The sequence below is a fragment of the Ruegeria sp. CDSA193 genome (assembly GCF_059611885.1).
The window spans coordinates 57,938-75,372 of the sequence record NZ_JBXWPN010000002.1 but is presented as its reverse complement, the minus strand read 5'-3'; the positions used below and the strand labels follow the sequence as shown (position 1 = coordinate 75,372).

Below are 17,435 nucleotides of genomic sequence, written 5' to 3'. Positions count from 1 at the left end.
GATGACACCAAAGGAACGTGCCAGAAAATCAGCCGCTGCAATGTGGGCGAGTGACGAAGCCAGCAAATGGTTTGGCATGGAGCTTGTCGAGGTGGACGAAGGCTGCGCAGTTCTGGCGCTGACCGTCGTTGCGCATCACTGTAATGGGCACGGCATGTGCCATGGCGGCGTGACCCATGCCCTGGCCGACAGCGCCTTCGCCTTTGCCTGCAACAGCCGTAATCACGCGACGGTTGGCCAGCACACGATGATGAGCTATCTCGCCCCCGGCAAGCTGGGGGATCGCCTGACGGCCACCGCGACCGAGGTCTCGGTTACGGGCCGCAGCGGCATCTATGACGTGCGCGTCACCAATCAAGACAGCAACGTGGTCGCCGAATTCCGCGGCATGTCCCGCGCGATTGGTGGCACGAATTTTCAAGAATAGCTTCGCGACCGAAGGAGTAACGCGATGGAGGACCTGTCCCCTAACAAAGCTGACCTGGACCCGATCGAGATCGCCTCGGTTGACGAAATCCGCACCACCCAGTTGGAGCGTCTGAAATGGTCCCTGCGTCACGCTTACGAAAACGTGCCGATATACACCCAGCGCTTCGACGATGCCGGCGTGCATCCAGATGACCTGCAACAGTTATCTGACCTTTCGAAATTTCCCTTCACCTACAAGAACGACCTGCGTGACAACTACCCGTTCGGCATGTTCGCCGTGCCGCGCAGCCAACTGGTTCGGCTGCATGCCTCATCCGGGACAACCGGCAAGCCAACTGTTGTGGGCTATACCAAAGGCGATATCGACAACTGGGCCGATCTGGGTGCTCGGTCGCTGCGGGCCGCAGGTCTGCGCAAGGGCGATATCGTGCATAACGCTTATGGCTATGGCTTGTTCACCGGGGGTCTGGGCGCGCATTACGGCATCGAACGTCTAGAGGCGACCGTGGTTCCGATGGGTGGCGGGCAAACCGAAAAGCAGGTTGGACTGATCACAGATTTTCAACCCGATGGGATCATGGTGACCCCATCCTACATGCTCAACATCCTCGAACAATTCCATAAGGTGGGCCTTGATCCGCGCGAAAGCTCTCTGAAGGTTGGTATCTTCGGCGCCGAGCCCTGGACCGACGCGATGCGCTCGGAAATCGAGGCTGCATTCGACATGCATGCGGTCGACATCTATGGCCTGTCGGAGATCATGGGGCCCGGCGTTGCCAGCGAATGCGTCGAAACCAAGGATGGCCCAGTGATCTGGGAAGATCACTTTCTGCCAGAAATCATCGACCCCGCCACCGGCGAAGTACTGCCCGACGGTGAAACTGGTGAGCTGGTCTTTACTACCCTGACCAAAGAAGGGCTGCCCATGATCCGCTATCGCACGCGCGACCTGACCTGCCTGCTGCCCGGAACGGCCCGCTCCATGCGTCGCATGGCCAAGATCACCGGCCGCAGCGACGACATGATGATCCTGCGCGGCGTCAATGTTTTTCCCAGCCAGATCGAGGAACAGGTCATGGCGACCGGAGGCCTTGCGCCTTATTACCAGGTCGAGCTGTATAAATCCGGCCGGATGGATGCCATGCGGGTCTTTGTCGAAGCCTCTCAGGGATCTACCGATGAAATGTCCAAGACGGCGGCCGCCCGGATGCTGACCAAACGCATCAAGGACATCGTTGGAGTTTCAACTGAAATTGTTGTAGGTGAGCCGGGCGACGTCGAACGCTCTCAGGGCAAGGCGAAGCGCGTCATCGACAACCGCGATAAGGATTAAGCCTTGGCCCGGACAATCGCAAAAGACCACGACCAAAAGCGGGAACAAATCCTGAAAACGGCAGCCAAAGTGTTTGCCGATCAGGGGTTTGATCGCGCCTCGATGACCCTTTTGGCCAATGAGTGCGGAATCTCCAAGGCGAACATCTACCACTATTACGACAGTAAGGATGCCATCCTGTATGACATCCTCGAAACCTATCTGCGTGAGCTGCGCGACCGCATCTGCGAGGTTGATCTGACGGGTCTTACACCCGAGCAAAAGCTGCGAAAGACCGTTCGTGAGATCCTGTTCGCTTATCAGGGTGCGGATGATGAACACCGAGTGCAGATCAGCGGCATGAACGCCCTGCGCGACGATCAGCAAAAGCTCTTACGAGGGTATCAGCTGGATCTAGTGAATTTCGTCCGGGATATCCTGAAAGACCTGTCTCCGGACTCGTTTGGCGATGACAAGGACAAGCTGCGCGGTGCGACGATGTCAGTTTTTGGCATGCTGAACTGGTATTACATGTGGAACACCGGCGCAGGCACCAAAGCACGTGAGGATTACGCTGATCTGGTCAGCACGCTCACCGTTCACGGAATACGCAAACTCTAGACCCAAGACGGTCCGCTTCGCAGGACAGTTGCCTGACAGAATAATTTAGGCTCACCCCCCAATTCCGATCCATACCATTGGGTCAGAAATTAGGGGGATAAGCCTGCTTTCAATCTGTTACAGCTGGATGCGGAAGGCCGCAAAGCCATCTGCGCCCTCACCGGCATCCTCGATCGAAACACCTTTGACGTCACTCATATAGTCACGCGCCTTCGGGCCTGTTTCGAACAGGACCGTGGTGCCGTCCAGCGGCGCAAACGACCAGTTGGCATCTGCTTTGGGGTCAATCGTGCCCTGTTCGACGATATAGCGGACAATCACGTCGCGGTTGGTGTCCGGCGCCTCGAACACAACCGTGTCGCCCATCGCGCCGGGGAAAGATCCGCCACCGGACGCTCGGTAATTGTTGGTGGCGATAATGAACTCCATGTCATCCGTGACCGGAGAACCATTGAAGGCAAGGTCCACGATCCGGGCCGCGCCAGGGTTGACCTCTTCACCCTTGGGTCCAAACCGCGATGGCTGGGACAGGTCGATCTGATAGGTGACGCCGTCCATCACGTCGAAATTATAGGACGGAAACTCTGGGTTCAGCAGGACCGCGTCGCTTGCGCCCGGTTCGACCTGATTAAACATTCCGGCAGACCGCTCCAGCCAACCTCGGACCTGCGCTCCGTTCACCCGTACTGCGCGCAGGGTGTTGGGATAAAGGTAAAGGTCGGCCACGTTCTTGATTGCCACGTCACCCACCGGGACATCGGTGTAATACTCCGGGCCACCACGACCGCCGGCTTTGAAAGGCGCCGCGGCTGACAGAATGGGCAGGCCTTCGTGTTCCGTGCCCTTCATCATCTCTTCGACGTACCATTTCTGCGCTATCGACACGATCTGTACAGATGGATCATCCGCAACCAGCGCGAAATAGCTGTGCAGCGGGGCCGACGTCTTGCCGACCGCTCGGCGCACATAGGCTAGTGTTTCGTCGTGGTCTTTCGCGACCGAGGCCAGCACGGCCTGATCGTCCTCGACCAGCGCCGTGATCGAGCGATCTTCGTTGCGAACCGAAATCGGGCGCGCCTCAGATGTTGTGGTCACCACACGCCACTCGTTCCCATCGCGCTCCAGCAGCAGGTCCAGAAGGCCAAGATGTGATCCCCAGAACCCGCCCATGACGGCGGGTTTGCCCATCAACGTCCCTTTTACAACGTCAATACCGGGACGGTCGGCAAATGTCTCGGACGGGAAAACAAGGTGGTTGTGACCGGTCACCAGCGCGTCAATCCCGTCAACGCCAGCCAGCACAACCGAGGCGTTTTCCATACCATCGGAATGGTCGGCATCGCCAATCCCCGAATGCGAAAGCGCGATGATCAAGTCGCAACCCTGCTCTTTCATCTCAGGCACATAGGCTTGCGCTGTCTCGACAATGTCGCGGGCCTGCACGTTGCCTTCGAGATGCTTGCGGTCCCAGTTCATGACTTGCGGCGGCGTAAACCCAATGACGCCGACCTTGATCGGGTGTTTGCTGCCATCGCCCATTTCAATCTCGCGGTCGAGAATCGCATAGGGTTTGACCAGCGTTTTATCCTCACGCGGGTTTGCCCTCTGTTCCTTTGCTACATTGGCCAGAACAACCGGGAAATCCGCGCCAGCAAGCGCCTTTTCCAAAAAGTCCAAACCGTAGTTGAATTCGTGATTGCCCAATGTGGCGGCGTCATAACCGACTGTGTTGAAGGCGGTGATAATCGGGTGGCTGTCGCCCTCTTTCATCCCGCGCTCATAGGCGATGTAATCGCCCATTGGGTTGCCCTGCAGAAAGTCTCCGTTATCGACCAGCAGAGAATTCGTCGCCTCGGACCGGATGCCGTTGATGATCGAAGCGGTGCGGGACAGGCCTACCGTGTCGCGAGGCTTGTCGGCGTAATAATCATAAGGGAAGACATGCACATGAATGTCCGTCGTCTCCATTATCCGTAAATGCGCCTGATTATTGGCAGCCGCCGCAGAAAAAGGATGAAGTGTAATGGCCGCGGCGCTGGCGGTAGTGGTCGCAAGGAACCGACGGCGGGACATCAAGCTGGGGTTGGAAAATGGCATGTGACACCTTTCATTTTCGTTTGTCGACGCGACTTGTGCAAGCCCTGCGAAACAGTGGTGTGACACTGGCTGGCAGGTCCTGCCACGCGTCGAACTGGGCATGAACCAAGTCAGTTTGCCCACAAGTTTCAGGGCGCGTAAAGCAATCCCGGGGTCTCAATTCGATTTTTGTAAAATCTTGCCAATGCTCAAAGCCGCGTTCAGGCAATCAATCGGGCAACGCTTTCGGCTGTATCCAGCTAAGGATCGGCGATGAAAGGTCCAAGGCTGTCGCTGAACTGTTCTATGAATTCCAGCGTGACCAGCGATGGTTGCTTCAAAACCGGTCGCACCAGCGACAGCGTATGAGGCAGAAATGGCCTGAAAGGCCGATAGCTCAACCCTCTGTTCTGATATTGTACTGCGTCCAGTTCGCTAACGACAGACACCCCAACGCCCTTCACCACCAATTCGCAAGCGGCTGTGAATTGCCGAACCTCGATATGCGAGTTCAGTTCGACATTCGAGTTTTGAAATGCACGCGACAGGCGCACGAAAAAGTCGCTGTCGCGCCGGGTGTGGATGATCTTCTGATCGGCAATATCTGCCGGTGTCACGGTCGAAAGGTCTTCCAGCGCATGGCCTGCGGGAAAGACGCAAACTGTGCGGATATCAATATGGGTGCTTTCGACAGCCGGGTGGCCATTAAACCCATCTGTGATTCCGAAATCATATTGCTCGCCGATCATCCACTCCAGGATACGCTCGGGCCTATCCGGCTCTATCGTCATGGTGACACCAGGCCGGTCGCTCAGAAATCCAGCAACAACGTCTGGTAAGTGACTGGTGGCGAAGCCAGGAAGGCAGGCGACGCGAATATGCCCGGCTTTGCGTTGCGTGATGTCCTGACTGACATCCGAGATCTGCCGCATCAATTCCAACACGCGCTCTACGCTGGGTTGCAGATAGCGAACTTCCTGCGTCGGAACCAACCGACCTTCGCGGCGGTCGAACAGTTGAAACCCCAGCGATTTTTCCAAATCTGAAAGCAACCTGCTGACCGCAGGCTGGCTGACACCCAGATCGGATGCGGCAGCCGTGACCGAGCCATTGACGGTCACCGCCATAAGTGCCTCAAGCTGCCTAATTCTCAGGGTCTGGCTCATGGAGCGTCCTGTTTTTGCTGCAAACCTCGGTCAGCTCATAACATCGTATTATATTTTTTGCCAGAAAATCAGGCTTGAATTATATTTCTGTAACGTTAACGTCGTGAAATCGTCATGTGTGCCGATTACGCGTAGCGCTCGGTATTCAACGAAGCATCGCCTTTGATGCATGGGAGGAATCATGAAAACGAAATTGCTTGGCGCTCTTGCCGTATCAACAGCCTTGTCCCCGATCGCGGCAATGGCGCAAACCGAAGTTCAGTTCTGGCATGCCTTTACCGGCCGCCTGGGTGAGCTTGTGAAAGCTCAGGTTGAAGAATTCAACGCCAGCCAGGATGAATATGTCGTGGTTGAAAGCCACAAGGGCAACTATTCGGAAACCCTGAATGCAGGCATCGCCGCCTTCCGCGCCGGTGAACAACCGCAGATCCTGATGGTATTCGAGGTTGGCACCGCAACTATGATGTCGGCCCAGGGCGCGATCAAACCGGTCTATGAGGTGATGGCCGAAAGCGGTGCGTCATTTGATCCGGACGCCTATATCGGCTCGGTCAAAGGGTATTATACGACCACGGATGGCGACATGCTGTCCCTGCCCTTCAACTCGTCAACACCGGTTCTTTGGGTCAACCGCAATGCGTTCGAAGCGGCGGGCGTTGATCCTGACACCGATCTGTCGACCTGGGAAAAGGTCGGGGAAACGCTGGAGCAGCTCAAGGCCGGTGGTGAAGATTGCCCGTTGGTCACTGCATGGCAAAGCTGGATTCATCTTGAGAACCTGTCAGCCTATCACGACGTCCCCTTCGCCTCGCAGGATAACGGCTTTGCCGGTCTGGATACCGAGCTGATGCTGAACGGTCCGGCCCAGGTTGCACACCTGACCGCGATGGGTGACTGGGCCAAGGACGGCAAGTTCATCTACACGGGCCGCCGCAACGAAGGTGGCGCGAACTTCCGGTCCGGCGAATGCGCCCTGTTCACCGAAAGCTCGGCAGGATACGCCGGGATCAAAGCCGAAGCCGAGTTTGATTTCGACGTGCGTCCGCTGCCCTATTGGGAAGCTGTCACGGCCGAGCCACAGAACACCATCATCGGTGGTGCCTCACTGTGGGTCATGGAAGGTCATGAGGCCGATGAATACAAAGGCGTCGGCGAGTTCCTCAGCTTCCTGTCCTCGTCTGACGTTCAGGCAGCCTGGCACCAGAACACCGGCTATCTGCCGATCACCACCGAGGCGGGCGAAGCGACCCGAGCGTCTGGTTTCTATGACGAAAACCCAGGCACCGACATCGCCGTCATCCAGATGACCGCGAAAGAGCCGACGGCAAACTCGAAAGGTCTGCGTCTGGGATCATTCGACCAGATCCGTGGCATCATCGACGAAGAGCTTGAGGCCATCTGGGCCGGTGAAAAGACCGCCCAAGAGGCGATGGACAGTGCGAAGGAACGCGGCGACGCGCTGCTGCGCCGGTTCGAATCCGCCAATCAATAAGTCGTAATCTGATGCGGGCCTCGTTGGGCCCGCATTCTACTCTGGTGGGCCAATAGAATGGAAAAACGCGTCATTTTTCGCGGCTGGCTGCTGCCGCTTGCGCTGATCGCCCCGCAGGTCATCATTTCCGCCGTCTTCTTTTTCTATCCTGCTGGTCAGGCCGTTTGGCAATCGTTGTTCATTCCCGACCCGTTCGGGTTGTCTTCTCAGTTCGTGGGCTTGGGCAATTTCGAATTCCTGCTGAGCGATAAATACTACCGCGCCTCATTCGTGACGACGGCGGTGTTTTCTACGCTTGTGACCCTATGCTCGATGATCCCGGCCTTGTTCCTGGCAGTCATCGCAGATCGACTGATCAAGGGCTCGGGCGTGTATCGGACCTTGTTGATCTGGCCCTACGCCGTTGCCCCAGCGGTGGCGGGTGTGCTGTGGCTGTTCATGTTCAACACCCGCGTTGGTGTGGTCGCATGGTATCTTGGCCAGCTCGGCTATGACTGGAACCACGTCCTGAACGATGCCGAAGCCATGGGGCTGGTCGTTGTCGCCTCGGCCTGGGGACGCATCAGCTATAACTTTCTGTTCTTCTTTGCGGCGCTGCAATCCGTGCCCCGCTCGGTCATCGAAGCAGCGGCGATTGATGGGGCCCATTTTTGGCGCCGGTTCTTTACCATCGTACTGCCGCTTTTGTCGCCGACCGCGTTCTTCCTGCTGGTCGTGAACATTGTCTATGCCTTCTTTGAAACTTTCGGCGTGATCCACACGATCACCGGAGGGGGTCCGCAACAAGCCACAACCATCCTGGTCTACAAAGTCTTTTCCGATGGGTTTGTGGGCCAAGATCTGGGGTCGTCTTCGGCCCAGTCGGTCATCCTGCTGGTGGTTGTCGGCCTGCTGACAGTGATCCAGTTCAAATATGTTGAGAAGAGGGTGCATTACTGATGGCGGCCCAACAACATGGTATGGTCGAGAAACGTGGCGCGGGCCTGTGGCTGACCCATGCGTTTATGATCCTTGGCGTTCTGATCATCTTCTTCCCGATCTGGCTGGCCTTTGTAGCCTCGACCGTTACTCAGGCCGATATCATCTCGCCCCCGATGCCGGTTGTGCCAGGTGATCAGTTCTGGGTGAATTACAAGGCGGCCCTGTTTTCCGGCGTGAACGTCCCGGTCGCAACGATGCTGTTCAACAGCCTGGTGATGGCGATTGGCATTGCCGTGGGCAAGATCGTCATCTCGCTGCTGTCAGCCTTTGCCATCGTCTATTTCCGCTTTCCCGGGAGAAACACGTTTTTCTGGCTGATCTTCCTGACCCTGATGCTGCCGGTTGAGGTGCGGATTGTCCCGACCTTCGAGGTGGTGGCCGGGTTTGGTATGCTCAACAGTTATTCGGGGCTGATCTTTCCGCTGATCGCCTCGGCCACGGCCACGTTCCTGTTCCGCCAGTTCTTTCTGACCATCCCGGACGAACTGGCCGAGGCCGCGCGGGTGGATGGCGCCCGCCCCATGCGGTTCTTTATTGATATCGTGATCCCGATGAGCCGAACCAACATCGCGGCCCTGTTCGTGATCCTGTTCATCTATGGGTGGAACCAATATCTCTGGCCGCTGCTGATCACGACCGACCCCGAAATGAACACCATCGTGATGGGCATCAAACAGATGTTCCCCTCGGGCGATGATTTTGCCCATTGGCCGACGATCATGGCAACCTCGATCCTGGCAATGATCCCACCGGTCCTTGTGGTGGTGTCGATGCAAAAGCTTTTTGTCCGCGGCCTTGTCGATAGCGAGAAATAAGAAATGGCAACAGTATCTCTTGAGAACGTCAAAAAGAGCTTTGGCCCGACGGACGTCATTCATGGCATCGACGTCGATATCGCGGATGGCGAGTTTATCGTGATCGTGGGCCCCTCCGGCTGCGGCAAATCCACTTTGCTGCGGATGGTGGCCGGGCTTGAGACTGTGACATCCGGCGAAATCCGGATTGGCGAAGAGCGCGCCAATGACAAGGAGCCGATGGACCGGGACATTGCGATGGTGTTCCAGAACTATGCTCTGTACCCCCATATGTCGGTACGCCAGAACATGGGCTATGGTTTGAAAATCGCCGGATTGCCCAAGGCTCAGATTGACCAGAAGGTGACCGAGGCCGCTAAGCTGTTGCAGCTTGAGCCGCTGCTTGACCGCAAGCCCCGTCAGCTTTCAGGCGGTCAACGCCAGAGGGTTGCCATGGGCCGCGCTATTGTCCGTGAACCTGCCGTGTTCCTGTTTGATGAGCCGCTCTCAAACCTGGATGCAAAGCTGCGTGTCCAGATGCGCCTGGAAATCCGCGAACTGCAAGAAAAGCTGGGTATCACCTCGCTATACGTGACCCATGATCAGGTCGAGGCCATGACCATGGCCGACAGAATGATCGTGATGAACGGTGGTATTGCCGAGCAAATCGGCACTCCGCTTGAGGTCTATGAGACGCCGCGGACGCTGTTCGCTGCGCAATTCATCGGCAGCCCGGCGATGAATACCTTTGATGCAGAGCGCCAGGGCGGAAAGATCAGGATCAACGATACCGAGATTGGCCCCTCGGACGGGCCCGATGGCCCGTTCAAATTGGGCATACGGCCAGAGCATCTGTTCCTTGATGAAAACGGGCCCTTCGATGTCATAGTTCAGATAGCTGAACCACTGGGGGCGAATACATTGTTGCACGGTCAGGTGTCAGGCTCTGGCGCGGCAATCACGATCAGCCTTCCGGGTGTTCATCCGATCGAAGGCCGTCATCCCAATATGCGTTTTTCTGTTGCGCCAGAGCATATGCATCTGTTTGACCCGGCCTCTGGCATAAGGCTCGAGGGCTGATGCCTTTCCCTCAGGTCGAGGCGTTTCGCGGCGGTAAAAACCTGATCCGTGTAGTAGGGCACCGGGGGGCACGCGGCGTCCTGCCCGAAAACAGCATGATCGGTTTCGATTTTACGCTGTCCATCGGGGTTCCGCTTCTTGAGTTTGACGTGGTGCTGACGGCGGATGATGTGCCTGTCATAACCCATAACCATCGGCTGCACGCGCCGACCTTTCGGGATGCCAGCGGTCAGTTTTTGACCGGAAAAGAACCCAAAGTCTCATCCCTGTCCTTCGACCAGATTCAACAGTTCGAAATCGGGCGCTTGGACGGACACTCGGATTATGGTCGACGGTTCCCCGATCAGGCCCAACTGGACGGCGTTCGCGTGCCAAAGCTGCAGGACCTTCTGGATCTGATCAATCGGCCGGAATACAGCAAAGCCAATCTGATGCTCGAACTGAAATCTGATCCGGATCTGGCCCATGACGCGGCCTATCTGGACCGCTTTGTCGAACGCGTGGTACAGCAGGTTCGGGCCGCTGGCCTATCCGATCGCGTGTTGCTGCACAGCTTTGACTGGACCCTGTTGGAAGTCTGTCAGCGGCAGGCACCTGGCATGCCGTCATCTTACCTGACGCAGCTTCCCGAAAATGCCGATGACGTTGGCGAGGATTCCTCCAAGGCCGTTTGTCCGGACTTTCGAGGCCAAAGCGAAAAAATCCCGCAAATGGTCAAGCAAGCGGGCGGCGCGCTTTGGTGTCCGTATTTCGCAGATGTGATATCTGAGGACGTCGCGGTTGCCAAAGAACTTGGGCTTTGCGTAGCCGTATGGACGGTCAATGAACCGGCGGAAATCAGCAGGATGATTGATCTGGGCGTTGATGCCATCGTCTCGGACTATCCTGGACGGGTTCAAAGGCATCTGTCGGATTTGGGCATGAGATGGGTGTGATCCAGCCGCGATTTCCGACACGATCTCCATCGCTAATGACGGGACCATTCAGAATCACATCGCCTCGCTATCGGGTTAGTCTATAGCTGGGCCGCGCGGTTGTTGCTGCACTACGTGCGCGAGGATTCGAACGCCGCCCATGCTTGTTCAAAGGCTTCAAAATCGAACTCTGACGCGCGTGCTGGGCCAAGAATAAGCTTTTCGGTTTCAAGCAATTTACGGATCGCCTGTTCCAGGCTGTCCACCACTTCGGGCGGGATCACCAAAGCGCCGTGCCGGTCCGCATGCACCAGGTCCCCGTCCTTGATCGAGAGGCTGAAGATGGTCACCGGGGTGCCAACCTCTTTGACATGCACGAACCCGTGGCTTGGACCGACCGAGCCCGACACAACCGGAAACCCATCCGGCAAATCGCCCAGATCCCGCATCACGCCGTTGGTCAACGCACCGCTGATGCCAAACCCTTTGTGGACCGTGGTATTGATCTCACCCCAATAAGCACCGATGCAGTCCGGGAAATCCAAATCTTCGACAACCGTAACAGCCGGGCCTGTGCCCGTTGCCATGTGCCGGTAGTAATCCATCCGGCGCTGACGGATCACTTCGGGAGGGTCTTCGGGAGGGTTCACCGCCGCGATCTTTGCCGTTCTGGCATAACCGACCATTGCCCCCGCATCGGGATCCGAGCACAGCATTGTGCCCCGCGTGAAATTGTCGAACCCACGCTTGCCTTGCGCCACTTCTATCGCATTGCAAACGGTGGGGGTGTCGACGGATTTCAAAAGGTCCAGCAAGGGTTTTTTCATAATGCCTCCAGCCAACGGCACAGAGCCGCTGTCGTCAGTTCGGGTTGTTCAAGTGTAGGCAAATGCCCCGCCTGCTCGATGACCTCGAAACGGCTATTCGTGAGAAGTTCATGCATCAGGGCGTGTCGCGAAACCGGGCACAAAGCATCATCTTTCCCGCACAGGATCAGGGCCTGTCCGGGATAACCGCGCAAGGTATCGCTTTGGTCGGGGCGATCTCGCAATGCTTTGGACTGGTTGATAAAAACATCCGGTCCAAGACCCAAGGCCATATCCATGCACAGGTTCAGAATTGCCTCGCGGTTCGGGCCATCGGTCAGGTAGTTTGGTTTCATCTCCTCGGCCATGACCCGGCCCAAGCCCCCACTGGACACAGAAGCGATTTGTGGACCACGCCTGGCTTTGACGTCATCCCGTTCGGCCAAGTGGTTGGTATCCATCAGCGCCACGCTGACGACGCGCTGCGGTTGCTGCCGGATTATTTCCATCGCAACGATGCCACCCATGGACAGACCCGCAAGGACAAAGCGCGGGGGCGCATAAGACAACACTTCGGCGGCCAAAGCCTGCACCGTGTCATGCCCCCCAATCGGCGCGTAGAGGACAGGATTGCTGCTCGAAAGCGCCGCGACCTGCGGGGCAAAAAGCCGGGCGTCGCACATCATGCCGGGCAACATTACAAGTGGTTTCATGCGACCAATGCAGCCCCGTCGGCCAGAGATCCAAGCTTGGCAAAGGCGATATCGGGATCAACCGCACCAAATCCGGCAAAAGTGCCAAATCCGCAATCCGAGCCCGCGATCACTCTTTCGCGGCCGACAATATTCGAAAACCGTTCAATACGTTGGGCGACCAGTTCCGGATGTTCGACAAAATTTGTCGTGGTGTCGACAACTCCAGGTACAAGCACTTTGTCCTCAGGTATTTCGGCTTTGCGGTCACGGAACACCGTCCATTCATGCGCATGACGGGGGTTCGAGGTTTCGAACAGGACATAGCGGGATTTGGTCGACATCAGCGTGCCGAACACTTTGTCCATTCCAATGTCGCAACAATGCGGTCCTTCGTAATTGCCCCAGCAAATATGGACGCGCACCTTGTCAGCGGGAACGTCCTGCAATGCGTGGTTCAGGGCCTCAACATGCAAATTGGCGATCTTGACAAATTCTTCGTCCGAAAGGTCAGAGAACAGCATATGGCGAGACAGGGCCAGGTCCGGGCAATCCAGCTGTAGATCCAGACCGGCCCCCACAATGGTTTCGTACTCTTGCTTCATCGCATCGGCGAGTGCAGCCAGATAGGCTTCACGCGTGGGGTAGAAATCATTTTGCAGAAACAGCGAGATGACACCCGGGCTGGCCGCGTTCATAAAACCACGCTCGACACCATGCGCGGCCATGGCGGCCTTGAGGTTGTCGATGTCTTTTTGCAGTTCACCTTGCCCTTTTGACCGCACCTCACCCACACACATTGGGCGCGCATATTGTGGCGTACCGCCATCATCAGCCAGGCGTTTCAGGAAGCCGGGAAACATCTTCAGATCTGCTGGCGCGTTGCGCGGGCTGTCCCCGTCAAAACCAGTATAGCGATCTTTGACATAGGTGGCGTATGAGATCTTCGACGTCTCGCCATCCGATACGATATCGACCCCGGCTTCGACCTGTTTGCGCACTGTCTCGGACACTGCCGAGGTCATGCAGGCATCAAACGCATCCGCGTCAAATGGCTCTGCACGCTCGCGCGCAAAGATGAAATCCACGACCTCCTGACTACGCGGAAGGCTCCCTACATGTGTGGTTGAAATGCGGGTCATTCCTTCTTCTCCCTCTGCAAGTCTGATCTGCGCCGCCCGGAAGGCAGCGCAGTTTGTTTCATGCACCTGTCCAAGTTGTACCGGCCGGATCTTCGGTTGCGGTAACGCGATAGAGCCCCGCGTCACCGGTCATCGAAGGCGTGACGCCATAGCTTTCGCCGGGCAGAACCAGTGCAGTATCCCCATTTGTCAGGGTTGTTTCGACATCCTCAATCGTAATCCGCCAGTGGCCACTGGCCGGCATCAAGACCACCGGCTTTTCGGCTTTGACCGGATCAGACACGCACGAGCCGCGACCAAGGAAATCAACCTCGAAACCCGGCTTGTCCTTGATCAGGCCGTTTTCACCGATCACAACGGCAGGCTTGTTTGATGACAGCGCCATCAAATCCCAATAGCGGGCCACGTAATTGCCAATCACATTTTCGACGGGGACCTCGGGATAGGCTTTCAACTGCTCTTCAGTCAGCAAGGGCATGGGCTGTACGTCATGCGGCAGCGTTTCCCCTTTTTTGCTGTCGTAAAGAACCCCATTGTTTCCAAGCATCAAGCCATGGGCCTGCGCATCCTGAATAACCTGTGGCGCCCAAGTGACCCCGCCCCCGGCATCGTCGCCGCCAAGGACTGCCATGATCATCCCATAGTCCTGCCCCACATTTTCAAACCCGCGGAAGATACCGGTCGGGATGTTGAAGATGTCTCCTTCTTCGGCAATGAACTCACCAGCCGATCCGTATCTGCCCCAGAAGAACCGCCAACGGCCTTTGGCGACAAAGAACACTTCGGCCGTGGTGTGGCTATGCAGAGAGTTCCGGCATCTCGGCGGTTGGCCTGCGGCACCGATGTTGAAACCGATCTTGTCGGTGATGTGGACATGCTGGTCGGGGCTTTCAGATACGCCCCCGCCGATGATGGTGAAGTTTTCCTTTTGATCTGAACCCGGTGTATGGGCGTCGATGAACGCGGTTTTACAGGGTTTCAATTCGCCATAACGGACGATGCGGCTTTGGATGGTACTCATTTCTGTCTTCCTTTTGGTTGGAGTTTGCTGCGGTCAAACTCCGAAACCAGGCGGGCGGTTGTTCAGTCGCCGGGCACGCAGGCTGGCCCGGTGGGCGTGAAAACGCCGCAGGGCCTGCCCAGCCTCCAGATTTGAGAGACGATGCGACATTTACAGATCACCGGTTTTCAAAAGGATCTGTTTCCAGACCGACGTTTCATCAAACAGAGTGTACTCACGGCGCAGGCCCCAGGGGCCGAATTCGGCGTGGCTGATACCCAGCACAAAGACCTCGGCCCCCGTCGGCGTGCCGAACACACCCCATCCATCATGCTTGCCATGCAGCGACCAGCGGATCGCAGAGCGGGGCGGCATCATCGGATCATCGCGACCGATCTGATGCTGAATCCTGAACTCGGCATTCGGGAAAGAGGCCCGCAGCCCCATCCAAAAGCGATCCACCGGAGCCCAGCTGTGCCCGGTCGTGCCGCGCGGATATTCCGACTGCACGGCGCGGTCATATTCAGTGCTGATCACATTCAGGTCTGCATTCATGATCCGGGTCAGAATGCCAGCGTATTTCTGACCCCACTCATTGTCATTGCCGCGCCCTTTGTAAGGCCCGTGCTGATCGTTTTCCGGGGTGTAAGGCTGGGCGCAAGCCTCTGGGCCGCCTTCGCGGGCGATCAGATCACGGGCGTAGTCTTTCGGATCCCACCCCATCTGCTGGACAATCGCGCCCTGGTCGCGGATCAGCCATTCATCGTTGATCTGGTTGTCGATGGCGTGGCAGTCGGCAAGGATACGATACACCAGCTTTTTCCCGGTAGCCTTCCCATAGGCACCGTCTCCCAGATGGGTCGCAGTCGACAAAAGCCTGTGCGAGGACAGCATGCCCTCTTCCGGTGTGCCGGACCAAATCACATCCTCACCCAGCAATGTGCGGTCGGGGAACTCGGCAAGCGTTGCCATGGTAGCGGCAATGACGCCCTGATTGCCAACGACAACTGACCCCGGGGATCGAACTACGATATCGGGTGCATAGTAATGGTGCAGCGTGGCAATGCCCCGATCTTCCCAGATTTCTTTTGTGATCCCAATAATATAGTCAGGAAAATCTTTGAATTTCGGGTCAAATCCCTTCATGTCTTCCATCCTTCAGGTATACGTGCAGAACCGCGAACAATCAGCGGTCCATCTATTTCCAACCGGTGCGGACCAACATCGGGCCCTTCGATTTTGCTCAGCAAAATGTCCACTGTTTCGGCAACCATACGGTTTGCAGGCTGTCGTACAGTGGTCAGGCTATAGGTTGGCCATGCTGCAACGGCCACATCGTCATATCCGACAACCGAAACATCTTCGGGAATCCCTAGGCCCAACTCGAATCTGAGGGTATCCATCACTGCAATAGCCATGTGGTCATTGGCCACAAAAACGGCGTCGGGCGGGTCCGAGGCAAACATCTCCAGCGTTGCCGCCCGCGACTGTTCGCTGGTGAAGTTACCAACGCCGCGCGCATGCAGTTCCGCCCCCGCATCATGCAAGGCGGCCCTGAAACCTGCTTCGCGGTCGCGCTGGGTCGACGCGCCTTCCCACCCGGCGATGTACCCGATCTTTTTATGCCCCCCGGCCAAAAGGAATTCGGCAGCCTTGCGCCCACCCGCGATATTGTCCGAGGTGACCGCCGACATGGCCGGGTCGTCCTGAACCCGGTTAAACAGCACCATCGGCACACCGGCAGCCAGACAACGATCCGACAGATCCGACGACAAAGCCACCGAAGCCGCGATAATCCCGTCAACCTGAAAATCCAGTATTTCTTCGATCACGTTGTCTATGTTGCCTGCCTGATGCGACGCCATGAAGACCAGCACGTGGTAGCCGCGCTCCTGCAACTTGTTTGTCAGCTTTTCCAACGCTTCAGGATAGAACTGATTGTTCAGATAGGCGACCACAAGTCCAATGATCCGGCTTTTGCCCGAGACCACTGCACGGGCCAGAAAATTTGGCCGATATCCCAGTTCATCCGCTGCCTTGCGCACTTTCGCGACCGTTTTTTGTGAGGCCGATGCACCAGGCGTAAAGACCCGGCTAACGGCGGATTGGCTGACCCCGGCCAGCCGGGCAACGTCCAACGATGTAACTTTCTGAGTAACCATCAGTCTGCCGTCCAGCCTCCGTCCACCAACATTGCTGTTCCTGTAACCAAAGCCGACGCCTCTGATGCCAGGTACACTACCGCGCCCATAATATCCTCAATCTCTCCCGGGCGGCCCAGCTTGATCTTGTCCAAAATCCAGGCCCGTTTGGTCGGGTCCTCGAATGTAGGCCGGGACAAATCCGTCAGGATGAAAGTCGGGCAAATCGTGTTGACACGGATCTTTGCGGGCCCGAATTCCAGCGCCATCGCCTTGGTAAAGCCCTCGACCGCAAACTTGGAGGCGCAATAGACCGCGCGTTCCTGCCCGCCGACATGGCCCATCTGGCTTGAGATATTTATCAGCGATCCGGGACTCCCGGCCTCAAGCAACCCTTTGGCAACGGCTTGGGTTAGAAAATAGGCCCCCCGGACATTGACGTTCATGACCGAGTCAAAATCTTCGGGCACCGTTTCGACCGCCTTGCTATGACGTGCAAACCCTGCCGAGTTCAAAAGGATGTCAAACGGTCCGTTTTCGGCGACAGCCGCGGCAGTTCCTGCGACATCGGTGACATCCATCTCAAGCACCTTGGCAGACCATCCCTTGGTAGTCATCTGATCGGCTATCTCTTGTAACGCACTTGCGCGGCGCGCCGCCAATGTGACCTCGGCCCCATGCTCTGCCAGCGCTACGGCGCAGGCCAGACCTATGCCCGACGATGCCCCGGCGACTAGCGCACGTTTGCCGCCTAGACTGAAACTGGGGGTGCTGGGAAAATTGAGCATA

At 57.1% G+C, this 17,435-nt stretch carries 17 protein-coding genes; 8 read left to right on the top strand and 9 right to left on the bottom strand.

Annotated features, from left to right (window positions below; genetic code table 11):
- The first annotated feature begins 1 nt into the window (after position 1).
- From paaI to AC2FLG_RS03390, 3 genes are read left to right on the top strand one after another with little or no spacing between them, the layout of a single operon-like run.
- A complete protein-coding gene (gene paaI / locus AC2FLG_RS03400; protein WP_496705360.1) occupies positions 2 to 427 on the top strand; it encodes a hydroxyphenylacetyl-CoA thioesterase PaaI in 426 nt (141 codons plus the stop codon).
- Between the two features lie 24 nt (positions 428 to 451).
- Positions 452 to 1,762: a phenylacetate--CoA ligase PaaK gene (paaK, locus tag AC2FLG_RS03395; protein WP_496705002.1), complete on the top strand. Its 1,311-nt coding sequence runs from the start codon at positions 452 to 454 to the stop codon at positions 1,760 to 1,762.
- A gap of 3 nt (positions 1,763 to 1,765) precedes the next feature.
- The gene (locus tag AC2FLG_RS03390) at positions 1,766 to 2,362 is read left to right on the top strand and encodes a TetR/AcrR family transcriptional regulator (protein WP_496698294.1); all 597 of its coding nucleotides are present in this window, start codon (positions 1,766 to 1,768) and stop codon (positions 2,360 to 2,362) included.
- Between the two features lie 117 nt (positions 2,363 to 2,479).
- On the opposite strand, the gene AC2FLG_RS03385 is transcribed toward AC2FLG_RS03390, so the two are convergent.
- Together AC2FLG_RS03385 and AC2FLG_RS03380 are read right to left on the bottom strand one after the other, a co-directional pair.
- The gene (locus tag AC2FLG_RS03385) at positions 2,480 to 4,459 is read right to left on the bottom strand and encodes a bifunctional 2',3'-cyclic-nucleotide 2'-phosphodiesterase/3'-nucleotidase (protein WP_496705000.1); all 1,980 of its coding nucleotides are present in this window, start codon (positions 4,457 to 4,459) and stop codon (positions 2,480 to 2,482) included.
- Positions 4,460 to 4,698: 239 nt separating this feature from the next.
- A complete protein-coding gene (locus AC2FLG_RS03380) occupies positions 4,699 to 5,604 on the bottom strand; it encodes a LysR substrate-binding domain-containing protein (RefSeq protein WP_496704998.1) in 906 nt (301 codons plus the stop codon).
- A gap of 181 nt (positions 5,605 to 5,785) precedes the next feature.
- Between AC2FLG_RS03380 and ugpB the strand changes: the two genes are divergently transcribed.
- Genes ugpB through AC2FLG_RS03355 form a run of 5 tightly spaced genes read left to right on the top strand, consistent with a single transcriptional unit; the run spans position 5,786 to position 10,886 of the window.
- Positions 5,786 to 7,096, top strand: a complete 1,311-nt coding sequence (gene ugpB, locus AC2FLG_RS03375) for a sn-glycerol-3-phosphate ABC transporter substrate-binding protein UgpB (protein ID WP_271949090.1) — start codon at positions 5,786 to 5,788, stop codon at positions 7,094 to 7,096.
- Between the two features lie 57 nt (positions 7,097 to 7,153).
- On the top strand, positions 7,154 to 8,035 hold the full coding sequence (gene ugpA / locus AC2FLG_RS03370; RefSeq protein WP_142639899.1) for a sn-glycerol-3-phosphate ABC transporter permease UgpA: 882 nt from the start codon (positions 7,154 to 7,156) through the stop codon (positions 8,033 to 8,035).
- A 20-nt stretch (positions 8,036 to 8,055) separates the two neighbouring features.
- The gene (ugpE, locus tag AC2FLG_RS03365) at positions 8,056 to 8,892 is read left to right on the top strand and encodes a sn-glycerol-3-phosphate ABC transporter permease UgpE (RefSeq protein WP_496702423.1); all 837 of its coding nucleotides are present in this window, start codon (positions 8,056 to 8,058) and stop codon (positions 8,890 to 8,892) included.
- 3 nt (positions 8,893 to 8,895) lie between these two features.
- Positions 8,896 to 9,951, top strand: a complete 1,056-nt coding sequence (ugpC, locus tag AC2FLG_RS03360) for a sn-glycerol-3-phosphate ABC transporter ATP-binding protein UgpC (RefSeq protein WP_496702639.1) — start codon at positions 8,896 to 8,898, stop codon at positions 9,949 to 9,951.
- Positions 9,951 to 10,886 carry a glycerophosphodiester phosphodiesterase family protein gene (locus AC2FLG_RS03355; RefSeq protein ID WP_496702637.1) on the top strand — a complete coding sequence of 312 codons (936 nt, stop codon included), beginning with the start codon at positions 9,951 to 9,953 and terminating at the stop codon, positions 10,884 to 10,886. Before ugpC ends, AC2FLG_RS03355 begins: the two co-directional genes overlap by 1 nt.
- Before the next feature lie 110 nt (positions 10,887 to 10,996).
- Here AC2FLG_RS03355 and AC2FLG_RS03350 read toward each other — a convergent pair whose 3' ends face one another.
- From AC2FLG_RS03350 to AC2FLG_RS03320, 7 genes are all read right to left on the bottom strand, one after another.
- On the bottom strand, positions 10,997 to 11,692 hold the full coding sequence (locus tag AC2FLG_RS03350; RefSeq protein WP_496702200.1) for an RraA family protein: 696 nt from the start codon (positions 11,690 to 11,692) through the stop codon (positions 10,997 to 10,999).
- Entirely contained in the window at positions 11,689 to 12,384 is a 696-nt protein-coding gene (locus AC2FLG_RS03345; protein WP_496704995.1) for an alpha/beta fold hydrolase, read from the bottom strand. Before AC2FLG_RS03345 ends, AC2FLG_RS03350 begins: the two co-directional genes overlap by 4 nt.
- Positions 12,381 to 13,505 carry a cobalamin-independent methionine synthase II family protein gene (locus AC2FLG_RS03340; protein ID WP_496704993.1) on the bottom strand — a complete coding sequence of 375 codons (1,125 nt, stop codon included), beginning with the start codon at positions 13,503 to 13,505 and terminating at the stop codon, positions 12,381 to 12,383. The genes AC2FLG_RS03345 and AC2FLG_RS03340 overlap by 4 nt, the downstream gene beginning before the upstream one ends.
- Positions 13,506 to 13,563: 58 nt before the next feature.
- Complete coding sequence (locus AC2FLG_RS03335; protein ID WP_496691516.1) at positions 13,564 to 14,526, bottom strand: cupin domain-containing protein; 963 nt, start codon at positions 14,524 to 14,526, stop codon at positions 13,564 to 13,566.
- 150 nt (positions 14,527 to 14,676) lie between these two features.
- Entirely contained in the window at positions 14,677 to 15,651 is a 975-nt protein-coding gene (locus AC2FLG_RS03330; protein WP_496704992.1) for a nuclear transport factor 2 family protein, read from the bottom strand.
- The gene (locus AC2FLG_RS03325) at positions 15,648 to 16,667 is read right to left on the bottom strand and encodes a LacI family DNA-binding transcriptional regulator (protein ID WP_496689182.1); all 1,020 of its coding nucleotides are present in this window, start codon (positions 16,665 to 16,667) and stop codon (positions 15,648 to 15,650) included. Before AC2FLG_RS03325 ends, AC2FLG_RS03330 begins: the two co-directional genes overlap by 4 nt.
- Positions 16,667 to 17,434, bottom strand: coding sequence for an SDR family NAD(P)-dependent oxidoreductase (locus AC2FLG_RS03320; protein ID WP_496702207.1), 768 nt, complete (start codon positions 17,432 to 17,434; stop codon positions 16,667 to 16,669). Before AC2FLG_RS03320 ends, AC2FLG_RS03325 begins: the two co-directional genes overlap by 1 nt.
- Between the last annotated feature and the right edge of the window lies 1 nt (position 17,435).

Excerpts from the sequence above, each read along its gene's own strand:
- paaI (WP_496705360.1), top strand. The coding sequence starts at position 2 with ATGACACCAAAGGAACGTGCCAGAAAATCAGCCGCTGCAATGTGGGCG.
- paaK (WP_496705002.1), top strand. The coding sequence starts at position 452 with ATGGAGGACCTGTCCCCTAACAAAGCTGACCTGGACCCGATCGAGATC.
- AC2FLG_RS03385 (WP_496705000.1), bottom strand. The coding sequence starts at position 4,459 with ATGCCATTTTCCAACCCCAGCTTGATGTCCCGCCGTCGGTTCCTTGCG.
- AC2FLG_RS03380 (WP_496704998.1), bottom strand. The coding sequence starts at position 5,604 with ATGAGCCAGACCCTGAGAATTAGGCAGCTTGAGGCACTTATGGCGGTG.
- ugpB (WP_271949090.1), top strand. The coding sequence starts at position 5,786 with ATGAAAACGAAATTGCTTGGCGCTCTTGCCGTATCAACAGCCTTGTCC.
- ugpA (WP_142639899.1), top strand. The coding sequence starts at position 7,154 with ATGGAAAAACGCGTCATTTTTCGCGGCTGGCTGCTGCCGCTTGCGCTG.
- ugpE (WP_496702423.1), top strand. The coding sequence starts at position 8,056 with ATGGTCGAGAAACGTGGCGCGGGCCTGTGGCTGACCCATGCGTTTATG.
- ugpC (WP_496702639.1), top strand. The coding sequence starts at position 8,896 with ATGGCAACAGTATCTCTTGAGAACGTCAAAAAGAGCTTTGGCCCGACG.
- AC2FLG_RS03355 (WP_496702637.1), top strand. The coding sequence starts at position 9,951 with ATGCCTTTCCCTCAGGTCGAGGCGTTTCGCGGCGGTAAAAACCTGATC.
- AC2FLG_RS03350 (WP_496702200.1), bottom strand. The coding sequence starts at position 11,692 with ATGAAAAAACCCTTGCTGGACCTTTTGAAATCCGTCGACACCCCCACC.
- AC2FLG_RS03345 (WP_496704995.1), bottom strand. The coding sequence starts at position 12,384 with ATGAAACCACTTGTAATGTTGCCCGGCATGATGTGCGACGCCCGGCTT.
- AC2FLG_RS03340 (WP_496704993.1), bottom strand. The coding sequence starts at position 13,505 with ATGACCCGCATTTCAACCACACATGTAGGGAGCCTTCCGCGTAGTCAG.
- AC2FLG_RS03335 (WP_496691516.1), bottom strand. The coding sequence starts at position 14,526 with ATGAGTACCATCCAAAGCCGCATCGTCCGTTATGGCGAATTGAAACCC.
- AC2FLG_RS03330 (WP_496704992.1), bottom strand. The coding sequence starts at position 15,651 with ATGAAGGGATTTGACCCGAAATTCAAAGATTTTCCTGACTATATTATT.
- AC2FLG_RS03325 (WP_496689182.1), bottom strand. The coding sequence starts at position 16,667 with ATGGTTACTCAGAAAGTTACATCGTTGGACGTTGCCCGGCTGGCCGGG.
- AC2FLG_RS03320 (WP_496702207.1), bottom strand. The coding sequence starts at position 17,434 with ATGCTCAATTTTCCCAGCACCCCCAGTTTCAGTCTAGGCGGCAAACGT.